This window comes from Sporosarcina koreensis (assembly GCF_000826145.2).
GTDB lineage: Bacteria > Bacillota > Bacilli > Bacillales_A > Planococcaceae > Sporosarcina > Sporosarcina trichiuri.
On record NZ_LN651337.1, the window covers coordinates 910174 to 931785 of the forward strand.

The 21612-nt window shown below is 54.1% G+C and carries 19 protein-coding genes; all 19 read right to left on the minus strand.

Going from position 1 to position 21612, the window contains the following annotated elements:
• Position 1: 1 nt before the first annotated feature.
• The 19 genes from BN1190_RS10280 to BN1190_RS10370 all read right to left on the minus strand — a co-directional run bounded on the left by BN1190_RS10280 (position 2) and on the right by BN1190_RS10370 (position 21594).
• The gene (locus BN1190_RS10280; RefSeq protein ID WP_040286813.1) at positions 2 to 1669 is read right to left on the minus strand and encodes a ribonuclease J; all 1668 of its coding nucleotides are present in this window, start codon (positions 1667 to 1669) and stop codon (positions 2 to 4) included.
• Between the two features lie 105 nt (positions 1670 to 1774).
• Positions 1775 to 2665, minus strand: a complete 891-nt coding sequence (gene dapA / locus BN1190_RS10285) for a 4-hydroxy-tetrahydrodipicolinate synthase (protein ID WP_040286814.1) — start codon at positions 2663 to 2665, stop codon at positions 1775 to 1777.
• A 13-nt stretch (positions 2666 to 2678) separates the two neighbouring features.
• Positions 2679 to 3731, minus strand: a complete 1053-nt coding sequence (locus BN1190_RS10290) for an aspartate-semialdehyde dehydrogenase (RefSeq protein WP_179860776.1) — start codon at positions 3729 to 3731, stop codon at positions 2679 to 2681.
• 92 nt (positions 3732 to 3823) lie between these two features.
• On the minus strand, positions 3824 to 4417 hold the full coding sequence (locus BN1190_RS10295) for a dipicolinate synthase subunit B (RefSeq protein ID WP_040286816.1): 594 nt from the start codon (positions 4415 to 4417) through the stop codon (positions 3824 to 3826).
• Between the two features lie 4 nt (positions 4418 to 4421).
• Positions 4422 to 5201, minus strand: a complete 780-nt coding sequence (locus tag BN1190_RS10300; RefSeq protein ID WP_040286817.1) for an NAD(P)-dependent oxidoreductase — start codon at positions 5199 to 5201, stop codon at positions 4422 to 4424.
• Positions 5194 to 5466 carry a YlmC/YmxH family sporulation protein gene (locus BN1190_RS10305; RefSeq protein WP_040286818.1) on the minus strand — a complete coding sequence of 91 codons (273 nt, stop codon included), beginning with the start codon at positions 5464 to 5466 and terminating at the stop codon, positions 5194 to 5196. The genes BN1190_RS10300 and BN1190_RS10305 overlap by 8 nt, the downstream gene beginning before the upstream one ends.
• 68 nt (positions 5467 to 5534) lie before the next feature.
• Positions 5535 to 6764, minus strand: a complete 1230-nt coding sequence (locus BN1190_RS10310; protein ID WP_040286819.1) for a M16 family metallopeptidase — start codon at positions 6762 to 6764, stop codon at positions 5535 to 5537.
• Positions 6765 to 6841: 77 nt separating this feature from the next.
• Positions 6842 to 8959 carry a polyribonucleotide nucleotidyltransferase gene (gene pnp / locus BN1190_RS10315; protein WP_040286820.1) on the minus strand — a complete coding sequence of 706 codons (2118 nt, stop codon included), beginning with the start codon at positions 8957 to 8959 and terminating at the stop codon, positions 6842 to 6844.
• A gap of 185 nt (positions 8960 to 9144) precedes the next feature.
• On the minus strand, positions 9145 to 9414 hold the full coding sequence (gene rpsO, locus BN1190_RS10320) for a 30S ribosomal protein S15 (protein ID WP_040286821.1): 270 nt from the start codon (positions 9412 to 9414) through the stop codon (positions 9145 to 9147).
• Positions 9415 to 9544: 130 nt separating this feature from the next.
• Positions 9545 to 10492, minus strand: coding sequence for a bifunctional riboflavin kinase/FAD synthetase (locus BN1190_RS10325; protein ID WP_040286822.1), 948 nt, complete (start codon positions 10490 to 10492; stop codon positions 9545 to 9547).
• A complete protein-coding gene (gene truB / locus BN1190_RS10330; RefSeq protein WP_040286823.1) occupies positions 10473 to 11420 on the minus strand; it encodes a tRNA pseudouridine(55) synthase TruB in 948 nt (315 codons plus the stop codon). The genes BN1190_RS10325 and truB overlap by 20 nt, the downstream gene beginning before the upstream one ends.
• A gap of 90 nt (positions 11421 to 11510) precedes the next feature.
• Positions 11511 to 11864: a 30S ribosome-binding factor RbfA gene (gene rbfA / locus BN1190_RS10335; protein ID WP_040286824.1), complete on the minus strand. Its 354-nt coding sequence runs from the start codon at positions 11862 to 11864 to the stop codon at positions 11511 to 11513.
• Between the two features lie 19 nt (positions 11865 to 11883).
• Positions 11884 to 12165 (minus strand): DUF503 domain-containing protein, encoded by a 282-nt coding sequence (locus tag BN1190_RS10340; protein WP_040286825.1) that lies wholly within the window; start codon positions 12163 to 12165, stop codon positions 11884 to 11886.
• Positions 12162 to 14750: a translation initiation factor IF-2 gene (gene infB / locus BN1190_RS10345; RefSeq protein WP_040286826.1), complete on the minus strand. Its 2589-nt coding sequence runs from the start codon at positions 14748 to 14750 to the stop codon at positions 12162 to 12164. The genes BN1190_RS10340 and infB overlap by 4 nt, the downstream gene beginning before the upstream one ends.
• Before the next feature lie 13 nt (positions 14751 to 14763).
• Positions 14764 to 15078: a YlxQ family RNA-binding protein gene (locus tag BN1190_RS10350; RefSeq protein WP_179860777.1), complete on the minus strand. Its 315-nt coding sequence runs from the start codon at positions 15076 to 15078 to the stop codon at positions 14764 to 14766.
• Positions 15075 to 15356 carry an RNase P modulator RnpM gene (gene rnpM / locus BN1190_RS10355; RefSeq protein ID WP_040286827.1) on the minus strand — a complete coding sequence of 94 codons (282 nt, stop codon included), beginning with the start codon at positions 15354 to 15356 and terminating at the stop codon, positions 15075 to 15077. The genes BN1190_RS10350 and rnpM overlap by 4 nt, the downstream gene beginning before the upstream one ends.
• A gap of 23 nt (positions 15357 to 15379) precedes the next feature.
• A complete protein-coding gene (gene nusA, locus BN1190_RS10360) occupies positions 15380 to 16576 on the minus strand; it encodes a transcription termination factor NusA (RefSeq protein ID WP_040286828.1) in 1197 nt (398 codons plus the stop codon).
• A gap of 24 nt (positions 16577 to 16600) precedes the next feature.
• Entirely contained in the window at positions 16601 to 17077 is a 477-nt protein-coding gene (gene rimP / locus BN1190_RS10365; RefSeq protein WP_040286829.1) for a ribosome maturation factor RimP, read from the minus strand.
• 206 nt (positions 17078 to 17283) lie between these two features.
• The gene (locus BN1190_RS10370; RefSeq protein ID WP_040286830.1) at positions 17284 to 21594 is read right to left on the minus strand and encodes a PolC-type DNA polymerase III; all 4311 of its coding nucleotides are present in this window, start codon (positions 21592 to 21594) and stop codon (positions 17284 to 17286) included.
• Between the last annotated feature and the right edge of the window lie 18 nt (positions 21595 to 21612).

Here is a 21612-nt window from a genome sequence, read left to right on the forward strand (position 1 = left end):
ATCAGTATTCCATAATGATCGGGATGATCATCGGACGCCTTTTTGTTTGCTGATATAAGTAGGAACTGAGGGTATCCCGGATCTCCTGCTTAATGTTTGTCCACTCAAACGTTTCTTTATTCACATACTTTTCAACGATCTTGCGAATCAGCTTCGAAGCTTCTTCGAGGAGCTCCTCGGATTCCCGGACATAGATGAATCCGCGCGATACGATTTCAGGACCTGCCGCAATCTTCTTCTGCTTCCGGTTCAGCGTGATGACAATCGTGAAAATTCCGTCCTGTGAAAGGAGTTTCCGATCGCGGAGGACAATGTTACCGACGTCACCGACGCCGATTCCGTCAATCAGGACATTGCCTGCTGTGACACGTCCGCTCATACGGATCTTACCGTTCTTGAACTCGACGATGTCGCCTTTGTCGGCGATGAAGATCTGGTTCTTCCGCATGCCGGTCTCCTGTGCGAGTTTCGAATGGGCGATCAGCATCCGGTATTCCCCTGTGATCGGAATGAAATTTTTCGGCTGCATGAGGTTGAGCATCATCTTCAGGTCTTCCTGGCTTCCGTGACCGGAGACATGGACATTCCTCGCCGACGTGAGCACTTTCGCGCCCAGTTTCGCCAGTTCATTCATCATCGAATAGACGGAGACTTCCGATCCCGGTGACGGTGTCACGGTGATCAGAACCGTATCCGTGTCTTTGATGCGGACATCGCGATGATGCTTGCGGACGATCTTTTCGAGGGCTTCGAGCGGTTCGCCCTGGCTGCCGGTCATGATGATGACAATTTCACTGTCATCATGGTTTCCGAGTTCTTTCACGGAAATGACAGTATCTTCAGCCACTTTCAAGTAGCCGAGTTTGAGGCCGACTTCAAAATAACTTTCAAGGCTTTTTCCGACGACGGCCACTTTCCGTCCGGTCTCCGCCGCTTTATCAAGCACTTGCTGGATCCGCAGGAAGTTCGAGGCGTAGACGGCAACAAGGATTCTGCCTTCCGCGCCGTAGAAGGTTTTCGACAGCTGTGCTTCCACGACTGTTTCGGACGTTGTATGGCCCGGTCGTTCGGCATCAGTCGAATCGGACATCAGGATGAACACGCCTTCTTCTCCGAGGGCGGCCATCTTGCCGAGATCGGGCTTGTACGGCCCTTTTGCAGCCTGGTCGAATTTGAAATCGCCTGTATGCACGATCGCCCCTTCGCTCGTATGGAATACGATGCCGAGTGCATCGGGTATGCTGTGGGTTGTGTTGAAGAATGTCACGTACGTCTGCTTGAAATTCATGCGGCTTTTGGTCGATACTTCAAAAAATTTGACATTGGAAGGAGCCGGCATTATCTTCAGGTGCTCTTTTGCGAGCGCCAGCGTCAGCTTGGACCCGTAGACCGGCGCCTGGACTTTCTGCAGCAAGTAGGCGATCGCCCCGATTGCATCTTCGTGTCCGTGCGTCAGGAAGATCCCTTTGACACGGTCCTTGTTTTCTTCCAAATATGTCATATCCGGAACGACAAAGTCGATTCCGAGCATTTCTTCTTCAGGGAACATGAGTCCGGCGTCGACGACAAACAGTTCATCATCGATTTCCACCACATACATCGATTTCCCCAGCTCTCCCACTCCGCCGAGCGGAATGACTTTGATTACTTCATTTTTGACTTTTGTCACATTATTTCCTCCTATGAAAAATTCCCGCACTAAACGACTAGTTCCCATTATACTTGACCGAGCAGTTCTGCACAAACAAAAATAGCCGGCATTTCTGCCGGCTGCTCATATCAGACGTCTTGCCGCTGCTTTCATACTTTCATATACTGCGTCCAGCCCGGGTTCACTTGGTGATGCACCAATCAGAGGGAGCCTGACCCCGCCGACGGGAATTCCTGCTCGGTTCAGGAAATACTTCACAGGAACCGGGTTCGGTTTTGAGAAGACTGCTCCGAACAGCGGAAGGAGGGTCCGGTGCCATTCCGCGGCAAGTCCGTTACGCCCGTCTTGGAAAGCACTGATCATCTGCTGTATTTCGCAGCCTGCAATATGGGAGGTCACGGAGATGACCCCGTCTCCCCCGATTGCGAGCAGCGGAAGTGTCAGCGCATCATCACCGCTGTATACCATGAATTCCTCATCGGTTCCTGCGATGATGTCCGCCATCTGCTCCAAGTCCCCGCTTGCCTCTTTGACCGCCCGGATGTTGTCGATCTTTGAAAGACGGATCACAGTCTCCGCAGTCATGTTGACTCCCGATCTTCCGGGGATGTTATACAGCAGCACAGGTATGGAAATGCTTTCTGCAATCGCTTTGAAATGGGCATACAGCCCCTGCTGGTCAGGTTTATTGTAATACGGTACTACCAGCATGACGCCGTCTGCCCCAATCTCCTCCGCCCTCTGTGCCGCACGGATCGAAGCTGCCGTGTCATTACTGCCGGCCCCTGCTATGACCGGCACCCGGTTATCTGCGGCGTCGATGACACCGGCCAGCAGTTCTTCCTTCTCTTGTTCGGTAAGTGTCGGGGATTCCCCCGTCGTCCCGTTGACGATCAATGAATCGGTCCCTGTCGACAATAGATGTTCGACGAGGCTGGCGGCAGCCGCGAGGTCCACTGTCCCCTCCTGGCTGAACGGCGCCACCATCGCTGTACCAATCCGGCCTAATCTCATTCGCTCATCCTTTTTAGTTATCATTTCGGGAATGGATCCCGTCTTCAATCAGCTTCTCTGCAATCTGCACAGAGTTCAATGCTGCCCCTTTCAATAAGTTGTCTGCGACAATCCACAAATGGAAACCACGCGGATGATCCGGGTCTTTCCGGATCCGGCCGACAAAGACGGCGTCTTGGTTCTCTGCTGCCAAAGGCATCGGATATTCCTGCTTCGCCGGGTCATCCTGGACGATGATCCCTCTCGCTTCCGCTATTTTGCGGCGCAGCTGTTCAGCGCTCACGCCGTCTTGACCGATTTCAATATAGACAGACTCCGAATGGCCGGTCACAACAGGAAGGCGGACACACGTCGCCGATACCGAAATGGACTCATCCGCCAGTATTTTCTTCGTTTCGTTGATCATCTTCCATTCTTCTTTCGTATAGCCCTTGCTGTCGAACACATCGATTTGCGGAATGACATTGAACGCAATCGGATAATGACGTTCGGATCCGGCTGTCGGCAGCTGGGCTGCCGTATTGCCGGCTCTGGAATCGAATTGCCTGCTTTGTGATTTCAGTTCAAGAATCGCATCAGCGCCCGCACCGGACACTGCCTGGTATGTGGAGACGATGATCCGTTCCAGTCCGTACGCCTCTTTCACAGGATTGAGCGCCGCCACCATCTGGATCGTGGAGCAGTTCGGATTGGCGATCAGCCCTCTGTGGTTCCGCAGCGCCTGCGGGTTCACTTCCGGCACAACGAGCGGCACATTGGCATCCATGCGGAACGCACTCGTGTTATCAATGACTGCAGCTCCCCTCCTGATCGCTTCAGGTGCCAGCACTTCTGAAATGGCACCGCCTGCGCTGAAGAAGGCAAAGTCGATATCCTGGAATGACTCCGGCTTCGCCTCTTCGATCGTGAACAGTCTGCCCGCCGCCTGTATGACGGTTCCTGCTGAGCGGGAAGAAGCCAGCAGTTTGATGGATCGTATCGGGAAAGACCGTTCGATTAGCTTATCAAGTATTTTAGCGCCTACTGCACCGGAGGCCCCTACAATTGCAACATTATACGTCTGCATGCTGATTCTCCTTCTCTGAAGTGATGTTCCGGATCCGGCTCATCGTTTTTCACGTTTCAGGAATTATACCATAACAACGAATTTTCTGTAGGTCATTTTTCGGGAGTGTGTGTGATAAGAAGCGGCTGGAGCTGTTTCTTCTGAATTGCGGCAGCGGCAGTTTCCACAATGAGGGAAAAGTCGCTGATGAGGGAGTTTGGTTTTTTTACGGGGTCATCCTGTCCGAACGGGATGAAGAATACGTTTTTCATATTCAGCAATTTGACCAGATTATATGCGTTGAGACCAAGTGCATCATTCGTGGATATGCCGAGTACGACGGGTGCATGGTTCCGCATCGTCGCCTTGGCTGCCATGAGCACGGGGGAATCCGTGGCCGCATTCGCGAGCCTGCTCATGGAATTCCCGGTCATCGGTGCGATGATCATACAATCGACGGGTGAAGAAGGGCCGAATGGCTCTGCCCCTGCAATGGATGAAATCACCTTTTCACCGGTCGCTGTCTCGATCTTTTCAATCCATTCTTCCCCTGTTCCGAAACGAGTAGCTGCGGTGAGTACTGAATGGGTGATGACAGGGATGACGGTCGCTCCTGCGTCCTGCAGACGCCCGATCATCGGCAGCAGCTCTTCATACGTACAGTGCGATGCTGTGATTCCGAGGCCGATCCGTTTGTTTTGAAGCATAGTTCTACTCCTTTCCTCTGCACATTCTCAGCACTGCCTGCGCCAAGTACTCTCCCGCTCTGTGCGGAAAATGCTTGCCGGGCAGCCCGAGATGTACCGTATAGTATGCAGAGGAGGAACCGGGCTTTAGGCAGCCGGGCATCGAGGCCAATTCGAAGACATGCAGTGTGCTGTCCGCCTTCCTCTCAAACCAGGGGAAAGGTATCGTATTGACGAGATATCCGGAAGCGGGCAGATTCTCCGTATGAAGGAGTTCAGCCTTGTATCCCCGGGCTTCCGCTTCACCGAGCTGGGTGCCGGACCGGGCATAGACCGTCAAGTCCGCACCGAGCGCCGAAAAGGCTTCGGCTGCCATCCGTCCGACTCTTCCGAAGCCTGCGATCGCGATTGCCGTGCCGGCAGCCGGCTCTTTCGTCCGGGTCCAGAATTCACTGATGAACGCTTCGGCGGTGAGCCAGGCATTGTTCCAGACAAACCGCTCTTCCGTCAGATAGCTCCGAACCTCGTGCCCTCCCTGTTCCAGCTGAAGACGGACTTCATCGTCCATCAGGCCTGTAAAGAACCGGACGTTGTCCTTGAACAAGTCCGCCGGCAGGACGCCTGCCAGGCCGCGCACCGGCAAAATGATATGGGTGGGTTCCGACCGTTCGATAAGATCGATCAGTTCATCCGTCACCTCATCTGTCCGGCACACGTCACAAGTGTGTTTCGCCGCCTGCAAAACCAGCGCACAGGACTGCATCCGTTCGTCCGCCCCGACAACAAGCCAGCGACTTTCATTCATCGTATTCCGCTCCGTCCAGGAAGTGTGTCTTGCCGAACAGGATCCGGTGCTCGCCGATGAGGACGATTTCACTCCAGGGGATATATTCCTTCGAGGATTCCTTTTTCTGCAAGAATGGTATCTTTCCGCCGCGGTCCCTGATTTCAAAACCGATGATCGCTCCGCTGCGCCTGTCGAACAGCAGATCGGTATCCGCTAAGAAGCCGTACCGTATTCCTTCTGCCACTTGGATCAATTCTTTCTGTGCAAGCTCCGATAATAGCATGCATCCGCCTCCTCGCTGTATAGTCCCAGTCTATGACGGAACAGCGGAAAAGCTGACACCTGAATTTCTCACCCCGTCACCGGGGACACGATGGCAACAGCCGGCTCCGCAGCAAGAATCTGTTGTGCCAGCAATGCGACTTGCCTGACAGTCACAGCTCGGATCAGAGCTGTAACTTCCTCTTCTGTACGGTGCGCCTGGAGAAGAAGTTCGTTGTTCCCGTTCCTGTGCATTCTGGATTCCGTACTTTCCAGGCCGATGAGGAAACTGCCGATCATCTGCTCCTGCGCATGATGGAGCTCCTGTTCCGTTACGCCTTGTTCAGCGATTCCCCGGATGACGGCCTGCACTGCGCCGAACAGCTCCTGTTCGTTCTCAGACGAAGCTGCACCTCCGATGACGAAGGCACCTTCTGTCTCATGCCCTGCATAATAGGAATAGACCGAGTACGCAAGTCCTTTTTCTTCACGCACCTGCTGGAACAGCCGGGACGACATCGTGCCTCCGGCGATGCTGTCCAGCATGGCCAGTGTATAGATTTCCGGATCGGCAAGGGCCAGCCCCGGATACCCGAGGAAGAGATGCGTCTGCTCGATGTCTTTCGTTTTACGGACGGACCCGCTGTAAAATTGTGCAGGCCGCCTGCTTTCCTGCTGGTGTGGCCGGTCATTTCTGCAGAAAGTGCCGAACAGCTTTTCCACTGTCTTTAAAAGCTCTTCACCGAACTGACCTGCGATTGACACAACTATTCTTTCCGGGAGGTATGTCCGCTTCATGAACTTCATAAGCTGCTGCCGGGTGAGCGGCCCGACGCTGGCGGCCGTCCCTCCGATCGGCCTCCCGATCGGATGATCCGGAAACATGACCGTCCATAACTGTTCGTCCGCGTCATCTTCCGGTGAATCTTCGACAGAGGCGAGTTCGTCGAGAATGACGGTCTTCTCCTTCTCGATCTCCCCTTCATCCATAGAGGAGTTCAGCAGCATATCGGCAAGTATCTCAGCAGCCGCACCCGCTTTGTCTGCAAGTACGGTCGCGTGGAGGCACGTCGTCTCTTTTGTCGTGAAGGCATTGATGTCGCCGCCGAACAGGTCAAACTGCTGGGCGATCTGCTTCGCTGTCCTGGAAGCTGTCCCTTTGAACAGCATATGCTCGATGAAATGAGCGATCCCCTCTTCGCCGGGCAGTTCGTCTGCAGAACCGGTTTTCACCCAGATGCCGAGCGATACGGACCTGGCATGACCGATCGGCTCGCTGACGACCCGGACGCCATTCGGCAGTGTGTTGATGGTTATCATGTTGTCGTCTCCTAACTGTACTAAGCAAAAAAGCCCCGCTCTCACTGATTCGTGGGAGGAGGCTTTCTGCAATCTGTTTACTCGCCCTTCTGCTCGGCTTTTTCCTTCTCTTCTTTCAAGACCACTTTGCGGGATAAGTTCACCCGGCCCTGGTTGTCGATCTCGATCACTTTGACAAAGAGCTCGTCTCCGAGTTTCATGACATCTTCGACCGACTTGGTACGCTCTTCCTGAATTTCAGAAATGTGGAGCAGGCCGTCTTTCCCAGGGAACAATTCGAGGAACGCGCCGAATTTTTCGATACGCTTCACTTTGCCCATATAGTACTCGCCGACTTTCGCTTCCCGGACGATGTTTTCGATCATCTTCTTCGCCTTGTCGTTCATCTCGGAATCAGGTGATGAAATATAGATCGTGCCGTCCTGTTCCGTGTCGATCTTGACGCCTGTCTCATCGATGATCTTGTTGATCACTTTACCGCCAGGTCCGATGACGTCACGGATCTTATCAGGGTTGATATGGATCATGATGATCTTCGGTGCATACTTCGAAAGTTCCGGAGCCGGTGCCGCGATCGTTTCCAGCATATGGCCGAGAATCTTCATACGGCCGATCTTCGCCTGTGCGAGTGCTTCTTCGAGGATCTGGCGGGACAGCCCTTCGATTTTGATATCCATCTGAAGTGCTGTGATGCCTTCTGCGGTCCCCGCCACTTTGAAGTCCATGTCGCCGAGATGGTCTTCCATTCCCTGGATGTCGGACAGGACGGAGTAGTTGTCGTCCTTCTTGATAAGTCCCATTGCAATTCCTGCAACCGGTGCTTTGATCGGAACGCCTGCATTCATCATCGCCATGGTGGAAGCACAGATGGACGCCTGGGAGGAAGAGCCGTTCGATTCCAGCACCTCTGCAACGAGGCGGATCGTATACGGGAATTCCTTCTCGTCCGGGATGACAGCGGACAATGCCCGTTCTCCGAGTGCCCCATGACCGATCTCACGGCGGCCCGGCGCACGGATCGGTCCGGTTTCACCGACACTGAAGTTCGGGAAGTTATAATGATGCATGAACCGTTTCGTCTCTTCCAGACCGAGTCCGTCGATGATCTGGACTTCTCCGAGCGCGCCTAACGTACAGACACTGAGTGCCTGAGTCTGACCGCGGGTGAACAAGCCGGATCCATGAGTGCGCGGCAGGACGCCGACTTCGGAGGAAAGCGGGCGGATCTCTTCCAGTCCGCGTCCATCCGGCCGCACTTTCTCATCTGTGATGAGACGGCGCACTTCGTCCTTCACGAGCTGCTCAAGGACATTGCGGACCTGTTTCATGGTTGCATCGTCCGCTTCGTTCTCCTCGTAGCGGGCGATGACTTCGTTCTTAACAGCCGTGATCGCTTCTTCGCGGGCATGCTTCTCTTCCGTCTGGATAGCTGCGACAAGTTCATTATGGCAGCTCTCTTTGATGGCTGTGAACAGATCGCGGTCGAGTTCCAACAGTTCGATCTCCATCTTCGCTTTGCCGACTTCCGCGATGATCTTCTCCTGGAAGACAATCAGTTTTTTGATCTCCTCGTGGCCGAAGATGATCGCTTCCAGCATGACATCTTCAGACACTTCCTTCGCTCCGGCTTCCACCATGTTGATGGCATCCTTCGTACCTGCGACGACAAGGTCGATGTCGCTCGTCTCGAGCTGTTCGGGTGTCGGGTTCACGATGAGTTCCCCGTTGACGCGTCCGATCTGGACACCTGCAATCGGGCCATCGAACGGAATATCCGAGATCGAGATGGCCAGGGAGGACCCGAGCATCGCTGCCATTTCCGAAGAACAGTTCTGGTCCACGGACATGACCAGTGAAATCACCTGAAGATCATTCCGGAAGCCATCCGGGAACAGCGGGCGGATCGGGCGGTCGATCAGACGGCTTGTCAGAACGGCCTTCTCAGAAGGACGGCCTTCCCGTTTGATGAAGCCTCCCGGTATTTTCCCGACTGCATAGAGCCGCTCTTCGTAGTTGACTGTCAGCGGGAAGAAATCCAGCGCTTTCGGTTTCTTCGAAGCGGTTGCTGTGGAAAGGACCGTCGTCTCTCCGTACCGTACAAGAACAGCACCATTCGCCTGTTTGGCAAGCTGTCCTGTTTCGACCGTCAGCTGTCTTCCGGCCCAATCCATCGTAAACTTCTTGTGTTCTGTCATGATTGATCTCCTCTCGGTTTACATCCTGCGCATACGTAGTATGTAGTACTTATCAGTGTATCAAATTCAGCAATGATATGCGAAAGTTTTCACTACACCGGCTGGAACCATCCGAAGAGGCTGCCGTCCGGCTGGTTATGTGCATAGAAAAAAGCGGGCAGAGCCCGCTTTTTCGGTTGTCGATATTAACGGCGAAGGCCGAGTTTGGCAATGAGTTCACGGTAACGCTGAACTTCGTTCTCACGCAGGTAACGGAGAAGACGACGGCGCGTTCCGACCATTTTGTAAAGGCCGCGGCGCGAGTGGTTGTCTTTCTTGTGAGTGCGCAAGTGCTCGTTCAAGTTGTTGATCTCTTCTGTAAGGATAGCGATCTGTACGTCTGCAGACCCTGTGTCGTTTTCATGAGTCTTGAATTCGTTGATCAGCTCATGTTTACGCTCTTGTGTAATAGCCATCCTTTTCACCTCCCATTCTGTAATATCCCCAAGTCCCGAGCAGCCGTTGGTGAATCGAGATGCCAAGGAAAAGGTTTGTGTACGCTGTACACTTTTCTATGATAACACTCCGGCAGCCGGCGTGCAACTGTCACTCGCAGTCAGCCAGAATTTTTTTTGCGGTCTCTTTGTCGCTGCTGATCTGCTGCTTCAGCTCGTCGATCGAGTCGAATTTCCGCTCGGCGCGGATGAACCGGATCCAGTCGACAGCTGCTTCCCTGCCGTACAGATCCCCGTCGAAATCGAACACATTCACTTCGATGGTCTTCCTCGCCTGCTCGGGCTTATCGAATGTCGGCTTGACCCCGATATTGCAGACACCGTTGTACCCAGTCCCGTCCACGGTGAAACGGACCGCATATACACCGTTTTTCGGGACGATAAGATCGTCTTCCGGTATAATATTGGCTGTTGGGAAACCGAGCAGCCTCCCCCTCTTATCACCGCCTGTCACTGTGCCGACAGAGCGGAACGGTCTGCCGAGCAGGCGCGCGGTCTCTGCCACTTCACCATCCGCCAGCAGCTTCCGGATTCTTGTCGAAGAGACTTTCTCCTCGGAATCAGCCACCTCACCGACTGTCGTCGCAGTGAAGAATCCTCTGCCGAGTTCCTGCATATCCGCCATCGTGCCTTTGCCTTGCCTTCCGAATGTGAAATCGAAACCTGCTGTCACATGCCGGACATTGAGCTTTTTCAGTATAACTTCCACAAACTGTTCAGGCGTCAGACCAGCCAATGTGCTGTCGAACGTGACGATGAACAGCGTGTCGATCCCCATTTCAGCAAGGAGACGCTGTTTCTCCCGCAGTGGGGTGATGTATCCGATCTTTTCCGGTCCTTTCGAAAACAGGTGGGACGGATGGGGATCGAATGTCATCACAGCTGGCTGGAGGCCGTCGTTTTTCGCTTTGCGGACGGCCTCACCGATCACCGCCTGGTGGCCGCTGTGCAGACCGTCAAAAAAACCGATGGCCAGCGAGAATTCCTTGTTTTTGATCGGGCTGATGCCTGACGCGGCATCAAGCTTGATGACGTCCACTGCTGTCGTCCCCCTTTTGTCGGTTGGCCGGAAACATTTTCACGGGCTTGATGAGTCCCGGTTTTTCCGGATGGCGTGCATAGACTGCCAGCGCTTTCCCGTCATCGGAAAACACGATTTCATTCGATGTTTCCAGCATGGCGTGCTGCGGGAGCACTTGTCCATTCAGGACCCGCTCCAGAAGGTCACTGGGTGCTTCGATGAATGGCAATCCGCATAGTGCTGACTCGAGCGGCCGGAGATGCGGCAGAAGCTGCCCGCTGTCCATCTCTTCCTTCACTTGCTCCAGGGTCAGGCAGTCTTCCTTCGTGAAGGTGCCGGAAGCCGTACGCACCAAAGCGGACATGTGTGCGGGATAGCCGAGCTGTTCCCCGATCTGCACGGCAAGGGTCCGGATGTAAGTGCCTTTTCCGCATGCCACCCGGATGGTGAACTTCGGTTCACGTCCCTTGAATTCAGACTCCCCGCTCAGCAGGTCGATCTTTTCGATGAACACCGTTCGTTCCGGGCGTTCCACTTCTATTCCTTTGCGCGCATATTCATACAGCCTGCGTCCGTTCACTTTCACGGCGGAATACATCGGCGGAATCTGGGTGATCGGACCGGTCAGGGACGAAAGGACGGCAAGCACCTCTGCACGGCTGATCGATTTCAAGGAAAGATCCTGATCCACCGCCTCCCCATCCGCATCTTCGGTTTCCGTCGCTGTACCGATCGAGACTTCTGCTATATATTCTTTTCCGGAATCCGTGATATATGATGCAGTTTTCGTCGCCTGGCCGATGCAGATCGGCAGTACTCCTTCCACGTTCGGATCGAGCGTGCCGGTGTGCCCCACCTTTTTCGTACGCAAGATTTTCCGCAGCTTGAATACACAGTCATGGGACGTCATCCCTTTTTCTTTCCAGAGCGGCAGAATCCCATCCATATGAGTATCGCCTCCTTTTCTGCATTGTAAGAAATCTATGTACCACGGGAAAAAGGGATCGGGATCCTGTCGGATGCCGATCCCTTCCAGTTAACTGTCCGATCCGTCTTCTTTCACTTCCCTCAAAAGCGAGTCGATCCGGTTGCCGTACGCAACGGATTCATCGAAAGCGAAGTCGATCTCCGGTGTTTTTCTGAGGCGGATCCGTTTCCCGATTTCAGAACGGATGAATCCTTTGGCTTTTTTCAGACCTTCCAAAGAAGCCTCTTTTTCGGAGTCTTTTCCGAGCACCGAAATGTAGATCATCGCCTGCTGCAGGTCGCCTGTCACCTCGACGTCCGTCACAGTGACGAAACCGATGCGCGGATCCTTCAGACGCTGGCCGATGATATCACCCAGTTCTTTCTTCATCTGTTCACCGACCCGGTTTGCACGCATTGTCATGGAGTTTCACCCCGCTTCACTATCTTACATAGTCAATCTGTACTTCCGTCATCTGCCATTCCGGATTGGACTCCAGAAACTTCTGGACCCGGCGGATTTCCCGCTCGGCCGCTTCAGTCGAAGACGCGACCGCCGCCACACCCAGTGTCGTGCGCTGCCAGAGGTTCTGATGATCCAATTCGGATATAGACACATTATACCCATTTTTGACGCGATCGATCATGCGTCTGAGAACTGCGCGTTTATCTTTCAGAGAAGCCGCCATTGGAATGATGAACGAAAACTCTGCAAAGACGATCACACCCGCTTGACTTCCTGCATGACGAAGGCTTCGATGATGTCGCCTTCTTTGATGTCATTGAAGTTTTTGATGGTGAGTCCGCATTCGTATCCTTTCGTGACTTCCTTGGCATCATCCTTGAACCGCTTCAATGTATCAAGCTCACCTTCAAAGATCATGATGTCATCGCGGTAGATACGCACGCCGGAATCCCGGGTGATCTTGCCGTCCGTCACATAACTTCCGGCAATCGTGCCGACTTTCGAAACTTTGAACGTTTCCCTGACTTCCACTTGGCCGATCACTTTTTCTTCGAATTCAGGATCAAGCATCCCCTTCATCGCCGCTTCGATCTCTTCCACCACTTTATAGATGACGCGGTGCAGACGGATGTCCACGCCCTCTTCTTCAGCTGCACGTTTTGCATTCGTATCCGGACGGACGTTGAAACCGATGACGATTGCATTGGATGCAGCAGCAAGTGAGATATCGGACTCGTTGATAGCGCCGGCGCCTGTGTGGATGATTTTCACATTGACACCTTCCACGTCGATTTTCATGAGAGAGGCAGCCATTGCTTCCACTGTACCCTGAACGTCCGCTTTGACGATCAGGTTCAGTTCTTTCATTTCGCCTTCTTTCATCTGATCGAACAGGTTATCCAATGTTACGCGGGCTTTCTCCGTACGTGACTCCTGGAGCGCGTCACCTGCACGGCTTTCCCCGATCTGGCGGGCTGTCTTCTCGTCTTCGAAGACGACGAAACGGTCGCCTGCCTGAGGCACATCGCTCAGTCCCGTGATTTCCACAGGAGCTGACGGACCGGCTTCTTTCACACGGCGGCCGACGTCATTGATCATCGCACGGACACGGCCGTACGTATTTCCGACAACGATCGGATCACCGACACGCAGTGTTCCGTCCTGGACCAGCAGGGACGCAACCGCACCGCGTCCGCGGTCCAGCTGAGCTTCAATGACTGTCCCTTTTGCACGGACTGCAGGGTCCGCTTTCAGTTCTGCAACTTCAGAAACGAGAAGGATCATTTCGATCAGCTGATCGATCCCTTCGCCTTTCAAAGCTGAAATCGGAACAAAGATCGTATCTCCGCCCCAGTCCTCCGGCACGAGTCCATGCTCGGTCAGTTCCTGCATGACCCGGTCAGGGTTGGCTGCCGGCTTATCCATCTTGTTGACTGCAACGATGATCGGCACTTCAGCCGCTTTCGCATGGTTGATGGCCTCGACTGTCTGCGGCATGACGCCGTCATCAGCTGCGACCACGAGGATCGTGAGGTCTGTCACTTTCGCTCCGCGGGCACGCATTGTTGTGAATGCCTCGTGTCCCGGTGTATCGAGGAATGTGATCTTCTTACCATCGGAAGTGATCTGGTAGGCACCGATATGCTGGGTTATTCCGCCCGCTTCTCCCTGTGTGACTTTCGTGTCACGGATCGAGTCGAGCAGTGTCGTTTTCCCATGATCGACGTGCCCCATGATTGTGACAACCGGCGGACGCTCCGTCATGGCAGCCTCTTTTTCTTCGGATGCTTCCCCTGCTTCAGGCTCTTCGAAGTAGATTTCGAGGTCCGTCTTGTCGATGCGGATCTCTTCTTCCACTTCCACGCCATACTCTGCACAGATCAGTTCGATTGCGTCTTTGTCCAATTCCTGGTTGATGGTCGCCATCACACCGAGAAGGAAGAGCTTCTTGATGATCTCAGAAGGTTCTTTGCCTAACTTGTTGGCTAGTTCACCGACGGATAAAGATTCATAGAACGTGATCTTCTCCGGCAGCGGCTTTTCGATTTTCGGCATCGGATTCGCCGGGCGGTGTCTGCGGCGGCCCTGGTTGATGCCCCGTGCTGGCGGACGGCCGCCGCGGCGGTTGCCTCCGCCCCCCTGGCGGTTCTGCGAGGACGGGCCCTGCCCTGTCCGCTGCTGTGATCCCTGTCCGCCTGCCGGACGATTGCCGCCCTGGCCCTGCGGACGGTTTCCGGTTTGACCTTGTGGCCGGCTGCCGGATTGGTTCTGGTTTTGCGGGCGTGAAGAAGAACCCTGGCCCTGTGGACGGCCGCCCCCCTGGTTTTGCGGGCGGTTTCCATTATTCTGGCCTTGTGGGCGGCTGCCTCCCTGACCTTGCTGTCGGCTGCCTGTCTGACCTTGTGGACGATTGCCTGCTTGGCCTTGCTGGCGGCTGCCAGTATTCTGGCCTTGTGGACGATTGCCTGTTTGGCCCTGCTGGCGGCTGCCAGTATTCTGGCCTTGCGGGCGATTGCCTGATTGGCCTTGCGGACGGCTGCTGCCCTGCCCCTGCAGACGGCTGCCGGATTGGCCTTGTGGACGACTGCCCTGCCCCTGCGGGCGACTGCCGTCTTTTCCTTGAGGACGGCCGCCATTCGAATTCTGCGGACGATTTGTGTTGTCCCGTCCGGATTGCGGCGATTTCGCCGAATTGAACTTCTTATCCAGCTTGTCTGCTGAGCCTGAGTCGATCATGGACATATGGTTGGTGACATTGACGTTCATCTTCCCAAGTTCCTCAATGACTTCCTTGCTCGATTTGTTCACTTTTTTCGCGTACTCATGTACTCGTATTTTCGTCATTAGCCCACCCCCGTTATAGTTCGTTGAGGAGCCCAGACAGCTTTTTGGCAAAGCCGCTGTCTGTTACCGCGAGGACGACTCGCGACTCTTTCCCGATTGCATGCCCGAGTGATGCTCGATCCCCGAAAACATGCTTCTCAACGTTGTAGCTAGTACATTTATCTGACACTTTCTTCTTCGTACCGTCAGATGCGTCATTAGATAGTATAACAAGTTTTGCGCGCTGGGCCCGGATCTCGGACACAGCGAGCTCTTCGCCTGTTATCAATTTCCTTGCTCGGGCTGCAAGTCCGAGCATTTGATAGATTTTCATCTCCGCTGTAATCATTGGATGGCCTCTCTCCGGATTGCATGCAGCAAATCTGCATACACTTGATCCGGAACAGCAGCACCCAGCTGTTTTTCAATGGCATGGCTGGCTTTCGCCTGCTCGACAGCCGACTCGGACTTCGAGACATATGTGCCGCGGCCTGATTTTTTGCCGGTCAGATCGACGGATACTTCGCCTTCTTTTGTCCGGACAATGCGGAGCAGTTCTTTTTTCGGAAACATCTCACCAGTGGCCGCACATTTACGCAGCGGCACTTTCCGTTTGCTGACTGCCATGCGGATGCACCCTTTCGTTCTTCTTATTGGTGGTCTTCGGAATACAGATCGATGGGCTCGTCATCGGATTCAGGCTCTTCTGTATCGTAGGAATCCTCTTCCTCCGCATAGATGTCGAAATCGCCGTCCTCCAAGTATTCTTCCTCATCCGTCTCTTCTTCTTCAATACGCGGATAGATACCGAGCTCCCGGGCATCCGTTTCACTCTTGATATCGATCTTCCAGCCTGTCAGTTTAGCCGCAAGGCGGGCATTCTGTCCGCGCTTGCCGATCGCCAGCGACAGCTGGTAGTCAGGAACGACGACGGTTGTCGACCGGTCTTCCTCTTTCACCTGAACATCCAGCACTTTCGAAGGGCTCAGTGCGTTCGCTACGAAAACGACCGGATCTTCGGACCATTCGACGATGTCGATCTTTTCACCATGGAGTTCGTTGGAGATCGACTGGACACGCGCTCCGCGTGCACCGACACAGGAACCGACCGGATCGACTTCCTCGTTGGCCGTGTATACCGAAATCTTAGAGCGGTCTCCGGCTTCTCTGGCAATGGACTTGATTTCTACGATCCCTTCGTAGATCTCCGGCACTTCCATTTCAAAAAGCCGGCGCAGCAGGCCCGGGTGCGTTCTGGAAACGAATACTTGCGGGCCGCGGGACGTCCGCTCGACCTTTGTGATATATACTTTGATGCGGTCATGCGGATTGTATGTTTCCGAAGAGATCTGTTCAGTCATCGGCAGGACGGCTTCCACTTTCCCGAGGCCTACGTAGAGGTTCCGCGCATCGAACCGCTCAACAATCCCGTTGACGATATCGTCTTCCCGGTCGATATACTCATCGTAGATCAGACCGCGTTCCGCTTCGCGGACACGCTGTGTCACGACCTGCTTGGCCGTCTGTGCTGCAATACGGCCGAAATCACGCGGTGTCACTTCCTGCTCCACGATGTCGCCGACTTCATATGCAGGATTGATAAGCAGTGCATCTTCCAGTTCAATCTGTAGAAGATCATCCTCAACGTCATCCACGACATCTTTTCGTGAATAGACTTTGATGGTTCCCCGATCCAGGTTCAGATCCACGCGCACATTCTGCGCCTGGTTGAAATTCCGTTTGTATGCTGTTACAAGTGCGGCTTCGATTGCCTCCACGAGCACTTCCCTGGTGATTCCTTTTTGCTTTTCCAAAGCGGTTAACGCATCGAGCAGATCGCTACTCATCTTCATCACTCCTGATTGGTTCAATTATGCCGAAAAGTCGATTGCATACCGGGCGACAGCAATCTTGTCTTTTGCGATCCTGACAGTCAGCGTCCTTGTCTTGATGCGCACTTGGATTTCAAGCGCATCCGGCTCGTTGACTATAAGGTGCCCTTCGAATTCTTTCATGCCCTCCACCGGCTCGTACGTCTTCACATATACGTAACGGCCGACCGCTTTTTCAAAGTCTTCTTCTTTTTTGAGCGGACGTTCCGCTCCAGGAGATGATACTTCCAAAAAGTAGTTTTGCGGAATCGGATCGGTGCGGTCCAGTTCTTCACTGAGCCGCTCGCTCACCTGTGCACACTGATCGATATCAATATCCGCTTCCGGCGTATCGATGTAGACACGAAGGAACCAGTCCCGGCCTTCCTTCAGGAATTCGATGTCAACCAGTTCCAGCTTGAGTTCCTCGACGATGGGGAGTACAAGCTCCTCCACTTGTTCGGTTACTTTACTCATTCTGCCCCTCCCTTACTGATTGTAATTTGCTTGCACACTCACAGTAAACAACAGAAAAGAGCGGGGATTCCCACTCTTTTCGCGTAAAGCTATAGCAAAAGTTAACTTCATTATACCATACACCGTCCTGTGCCGCAAATGTTACAGCCAGACCGGTTCCTGCAGCAGGTCCGCCATGCCGCAGTTTCCGGCTGGAAGGCCGCCAATCAGAACAGCGACAGCTGGTTCATCTCAGGCAGTCCTTCCAGACAGCCGAGACTGTCCATGTATTCGATGATCGTTTTGGAGACACGCCCGCGCCGCTGAAGATCTTCCTTCGACAGGAATTCCCCGTCTTCGCGGACTTCGACGATCGTCTTCGCCACGTTCGTACCGAGGGAAGGTATCGCATTGAACGGCGGTATCAGTGAATTGCCTTCGATGATGAACTCCGTGGCCGAAGATTTGTACAGGTCCGGCTTAGCGAATGTGAAGCCCCGCTCGCACATCTCTAGTGCAATTTCGAGTACTGTCACGAGACTCTTCTCTTTCGGAGACGCATCCAGGCCTTTGTCATAGATTTCCTTGATCTGTGCTCTGATCGAAGCGGATCCTTTGATCATCGTCGCCAGATCATGGTCGGAGGCCCGGACTGTGAAGTAGGCGGCGTAGTACATGATCGGATGGTGCACTTTGAAGTAGGCGATCCGCAGCGCCATCAGTACGTAGGCCGCAGCATGGGCCTTCGGGAACATGTACTTGATCTTTTTACAGGATGCGATATACCATGCAGGCACTTTGTTCTTTTTCATCTCTTCTTCGAACTCCGGTGTCAGCCCTTTCCCTTTCCGCACCGATTCCATGATCTTGAAAGCGATGGCGGGCTCCAGTCCCTGGTAGATGAGATAGACCATGATATCATCCCGGCAGCCGATCACTTCGGCGAGGACACACGTTTTGTTCTGGATCAGTTCCTGGGCATTGCCGAGCCAGACGTCCGTCCCGTGGGAAAGTCCTGAAATCTGGATCAGTTCGGAGAACGTGGACGGCTTCGTCTCCTCGAGCATCTGACGGACGAAACGGGTGCCGAATTCCGGCACGCCGAGTGTGCCCGTCTTGCAGTTGATCTGCTCCTCTGTCACACCGAGTGATTCGGTTCCGCTGAACAGCGACATGACGCCCGCGTCATCCGGCGGGATCGTTTTCGGGTCGATGCCCGAAAGGTCTTCGAGCATCTTGATCATCGTCGGGTCATCGTGGCCGAGGATGTCGAGTTTCAGCAAGTTGTTGTCGATGGAGTGGAAGTCGAAGTGGGTCGTCTTCCAGCTGGACCCGACATCATCCGCAGGGTACTGGATCGGTGTGAAGTCATAGATCTCCATGTCATCCGGCACGACGATAATTCCGCCTGGGTGCTGGCCGGTGTTCCGTTTGACACCCGTGCAGCCCTGGACGAGGCGGTCGATTTCCGCACCGCGCAAGTTGATGGCGTTGTCGTTCATATAGCCGCGGACATATCCATAGGCGGTCTTCTCTGCCACGGTGCCGATCGTTCCGGCCCGGTAGACATAATCTTCCCCGAACAACTCCTTCGTGTAATTGTGGGCATGCGCCTGATATTCCCCGCTGAAGTTCAAATCGATATCCGGCACTTTGTCGCCGTTGAACCCGAGGAATGTTTCGAACGGAATATCATGTCCATCTTTGCGGTACGGGACATGGCAGGCAGGACACTCCTTGTCCGGCAGGTCGAAACCTGAGCCGACAGAACCGTCCGAGAAGAACTCCGCCTGTTTGCAGGAAGGGCACACGTAGTGCGGCGGCATCGGGTTGACTTCGGTGATCTCCATCATCGTCGCAACAAGCGACGAACCGACAGATCCACGGGAGCCGACAAGATAGCCGTCGTCCAGCGATTTCTTTACGAGCTTGTGGGAGATCAGGTAGATGACCGCGAACCCGTTGCCGATGATCGACTTCAATTCTTTCTCGATCCGGGCTTCCAGTATGTCGGGGAGGGTTTCCCCGTAGATGTCATGGGCCATCGTATACGTCAGCGACCGGACTTCCTCATCGGCTCCTTCGATATGCGGCGGATACAGATCATCTTTGATCACTTTGATATCCCCGACACGTTCGACGATGGCCAGCGGGTTATCGATGACGATCTTCTCCGCCGTCTCCGGTCCGAGAAATGCGAATTCCTCGAGCATCTCATCGGTCGTCCTGAAATGGACTTCCGGAAGGCTGTGGCGGTTCATCGGATTGGCGCCGCCCTGTGAGCGGACAAGCACTTCCCGGTAGGCAGCATCAGTGGGATCGATATAATGCACATTCCCCGTTGCGACGACAGGCAGTCCCGTCTTTTTACCGAGCTTGATCATTTTCCGCATGATGTCTTCAAGATTCCACTCATCCCTGACCAGCTCGAGTTCAATCAGATGGCTGTAGACCGGCTTCGGATGCAGTTCAAGATAATCGTAGAAGGACGCCGTTTCTTCGGCTTCCTCCAGCGACTTCTGCATGAGCGCCTCGAAGACCTCCCCTTTGTCACAGCCCGAGCCGACAAGCAGCCCTTTCCGATGCTTGACGAGCAGTGAACGCGGAATCCGCGGCACCCTGTAAAAGTAGTCCAGATGGGATTGGGATACAAGTCTGAACAGGTTTTTCAGTCCTTCATTACTCGTCGCAAGCAAGGAGCAGTGGGAAGGGCGGGACCGTTTATAAGCATCCCCTTCACCGACGTTCTTATTGAAATCATCCAGATAGACGATGTTCTTTTCTGCCGCCTCCTGCATGAGACGGACAAACAGATGTGCTGTCGCCTCGGTATCGTAGATGGCCCGGTGGTGCTGGGTGAGCTCGATGCCGAACTTTTTCGCCAATGTATTCAGCCGGTGGTTCCGCAGATCCGGATAGAGCATCCGGGCGAGCTCCAGCGTATCGATGGCAGGATAGTTCTCAGTCTCGATGCCGGACTTCTTGCAGGATTCATAGAAGAAGCCCATATCGAATGAAGCATTGTGCGCGACGAGGACCGAATCACCGATGAAACCGATGAAGTCTTTCATGACTTCTGCCACTTCCGGTGCGTCTTTCACCATATCATCCGTAATGCCCGTCAATTCGGTCGTCGTGGAGGACAGCGGATGATGCGGGTTGGCAAAGCGCTCGAACCGGTCAATGATCTCGCCATTCCTCACACGGACCGCCGCAAGTTCGATCACTGTGTCGTATACAGCGGATAAACCCGTTGTCTCGACATCGAATACAGTGTATGTATCGTCTTCCAGCAGACGGTGCTGCTCGTCGTAAACGATCGGCACGCCATCATCCACGAGATTCGCTTCCAATCCGAACAGGACTTTGATGCCGTGCTTCTTACCGGCATTGTAGGCTTCCGGGAATGCTTGTACATTCGCATGGTCGGTAATGGCGACGGCGGGGTGGCCCCATTTTGCAGCCTGTGCAACGAGTGCTCCAGCAGATGAGACACCATCCATCTGGCTCAGTTTGGTATGCGCATGGAGTTCAACCCGCTTGCGGCCCTCAGGAGACTTATCTTTCCTGACAATCGGTGCCACTTCCATAATATCCTGCGCCATCATGATCAGGTCACGGACGAATGTATCATTCTGAATACTGCCGCGTGCCCGCACCCACTTCCCTTTCGTCAGGGCTTTCATCAGCTCCGCGTCTTCGTTGTCACGGGAGAACATTTTCACCAAGATGGAATCCGTATAATCCGTGACTTTCAGAGTCAGCAGGGACCGGCCGCTCCGCAGCTCGCGGACTTCCGCGTCAAAGACGAACCCTTCGATGGCAATCCGCCGTTCTTCGTCCTGGATTTCCTTGATGCTGACCATCTGCTCGTCATGCCGGATCGGCGTACCAAGGGAAATAGGCCCGCTCGGTGCGTCGCCTTCTTTCTTCACGGTATCCCGCTGCTGCATCGCTTCCAGTGCTTTCTGGGCGTATGCTTCCTCCTCCGCTTTCCGTTCTTCGAAAAACGCAGCTTCAGCCTGCTGGTTCTCTTCCGGAAGATCGGACAGTGCAAATTCCGGAAAGATGCCGCTGAATCCGAATGATTCGTAAGCATCAGTGATGAGCCGGCCGTATTTGTTTTTCAGCGTGCGCTGCTGGACATCATTCACACAGCAGACAGTCAGCTTATCCCCGGATAATTCGGGTTTACGGGCTGTCAGCGCTTCCCGGATCGGCGGTGACACCTCACCAAGCTCATCGAGCACTGCGGGCCAGTACGACAGGACCTTCGCTGGATCTGCGGCACGGTTTCTAGCTTTGATTTGCAGCCGGATGGCGGCGATTGCAGAAAACGTCTCGATCACCCGCGTGCGGAACAGCTGGAAGATATCAAAGGGCAGCGGATCGTCCAATGTGATGGAAAACTGCCAGACTCTCGATTTTTTATAAATGTCCACACGCTCCAGTTCAGCATGCTGGAAGTGGACGGCCACTGCGTCTTCAGTCAGGCCGGTCTGCTGCAGAAGCAGCGACAGTTTAGTTGTAGCATCCATATTTTTTCTCCTTTCCCG

Excerpts from the sequence above, each read along its gene's own strand:
- dapA (WP_040286814.1), bottom strand. The coding sequence starts at position 2,665 with ATGAGATTAGGCCGGATTGGTACAGCGATGGTGGCGCCGTTCAGCCAG.
- BN1190_RS10290 (WP_179860776.1), bottom strand. The coding sequence starts at position 3,731 with ATGCAGACGTATAATGTTGCAATTGTAGGGGCCTCCGGTGCAGTAGGC.
- BN1190_RS10295 (WP_040286816.1), bottom strand. The coding sequence starts at position 4,417 with ATGCTTCAAAACAAACGGATCGGCCTCGGAATCACAGCATCGCACTGT.
- BN1190_RS10300 (WP_040286817.1), bottom strand. The coding sequence starts at position 5,201 with ATGAATGAAAGTCGCTGGCTTGTTGTCGGGGCGGACGAACGGATGCAG.
- BN1190_RS10305 (WP_040286818.1), bottom strand. The coding sequence starts at position 5,466 with ATGCTATTATCGGAGCTTGCACAGAAAGAATTGATCCAAGTGGCAGAA.
- BN1190_RS10310 (WP_040286819.1), bottom strand. The coding sequence starts at position 6,764 with ATGATAACCATCAACACACTGCCGAATGGCGTCCGGGTCGTCAGCGAG.
- pnp (WP_040286820.1), bottom strand. The coding sequence starts at position 8,959 with ATGACAGAACACAAGAAGTTTACGATGGATTGGGCCGGAAGACAGCTG.
- rpsO (WP_040286821.1), bottom strand. The coding sequence starts at position 9,414 with ATGGCTATTACACAAGAGCGTAAACATGAGCTGATCAACGAATTCAAG.
- truB (WP_040286823.1), bottom strand. The coding sequence starts at position 11,420 with ATGGATGGGATTCTGCCGCTCTGGAAAGAAAAAGGGATGACGTCCCAT.
- rbfA (WP_040286824.1), bottom strand. The coding sequence starts at position 11,864 with ATGACAATGCGTGCAAACCGGGTCGGTGAACAGATGAAGAAAGAACTG.
- infB (WP_040286826.1), bottom strand. The coding sequence starts at position 14,750 with ATGACGAAAATACGAGTACATGAGTACGCGAAAAAAGTGAACAAATCG.
- BN1190_RS10350 (WP_179860777.1), bottom strand. The coding sequence starts at position 15,078 with ATGATTACAGCGGAGATGAAAATCTATCAAATGCTCGGACTTGCAGCC.
- rnpM (WP_040286827.1), bottom strand. The coding sequence starts at position 15,356 with ATGGCAGTCAGCAAACGGAAAGTGCCGCTGCGTAAATGTGCGGCCACT.
- nusA (WP_040286828.1), bottom strand. The coding sequence starts at position 16,576 with ATGAGTAGCGATCTGCTCGATGCGTTAACCGCTTTGGAAAAGCAAAAA.
- rimP (WP_040286829.1), bottom strand. The coding sequence starts at position 17,077 with ATGAGTAAAGTAACCGAACAAGTGGAGGAGCTTGTACTCCCCATCGTC.
- BN1190_RS10370 (WP_040286830.1), bottom strand. The coding sequence starts at position 21,594 with ATGGATGCTACAACTAAACTGTCGCTGCTTCTGCAGCAGACCGGCCTG.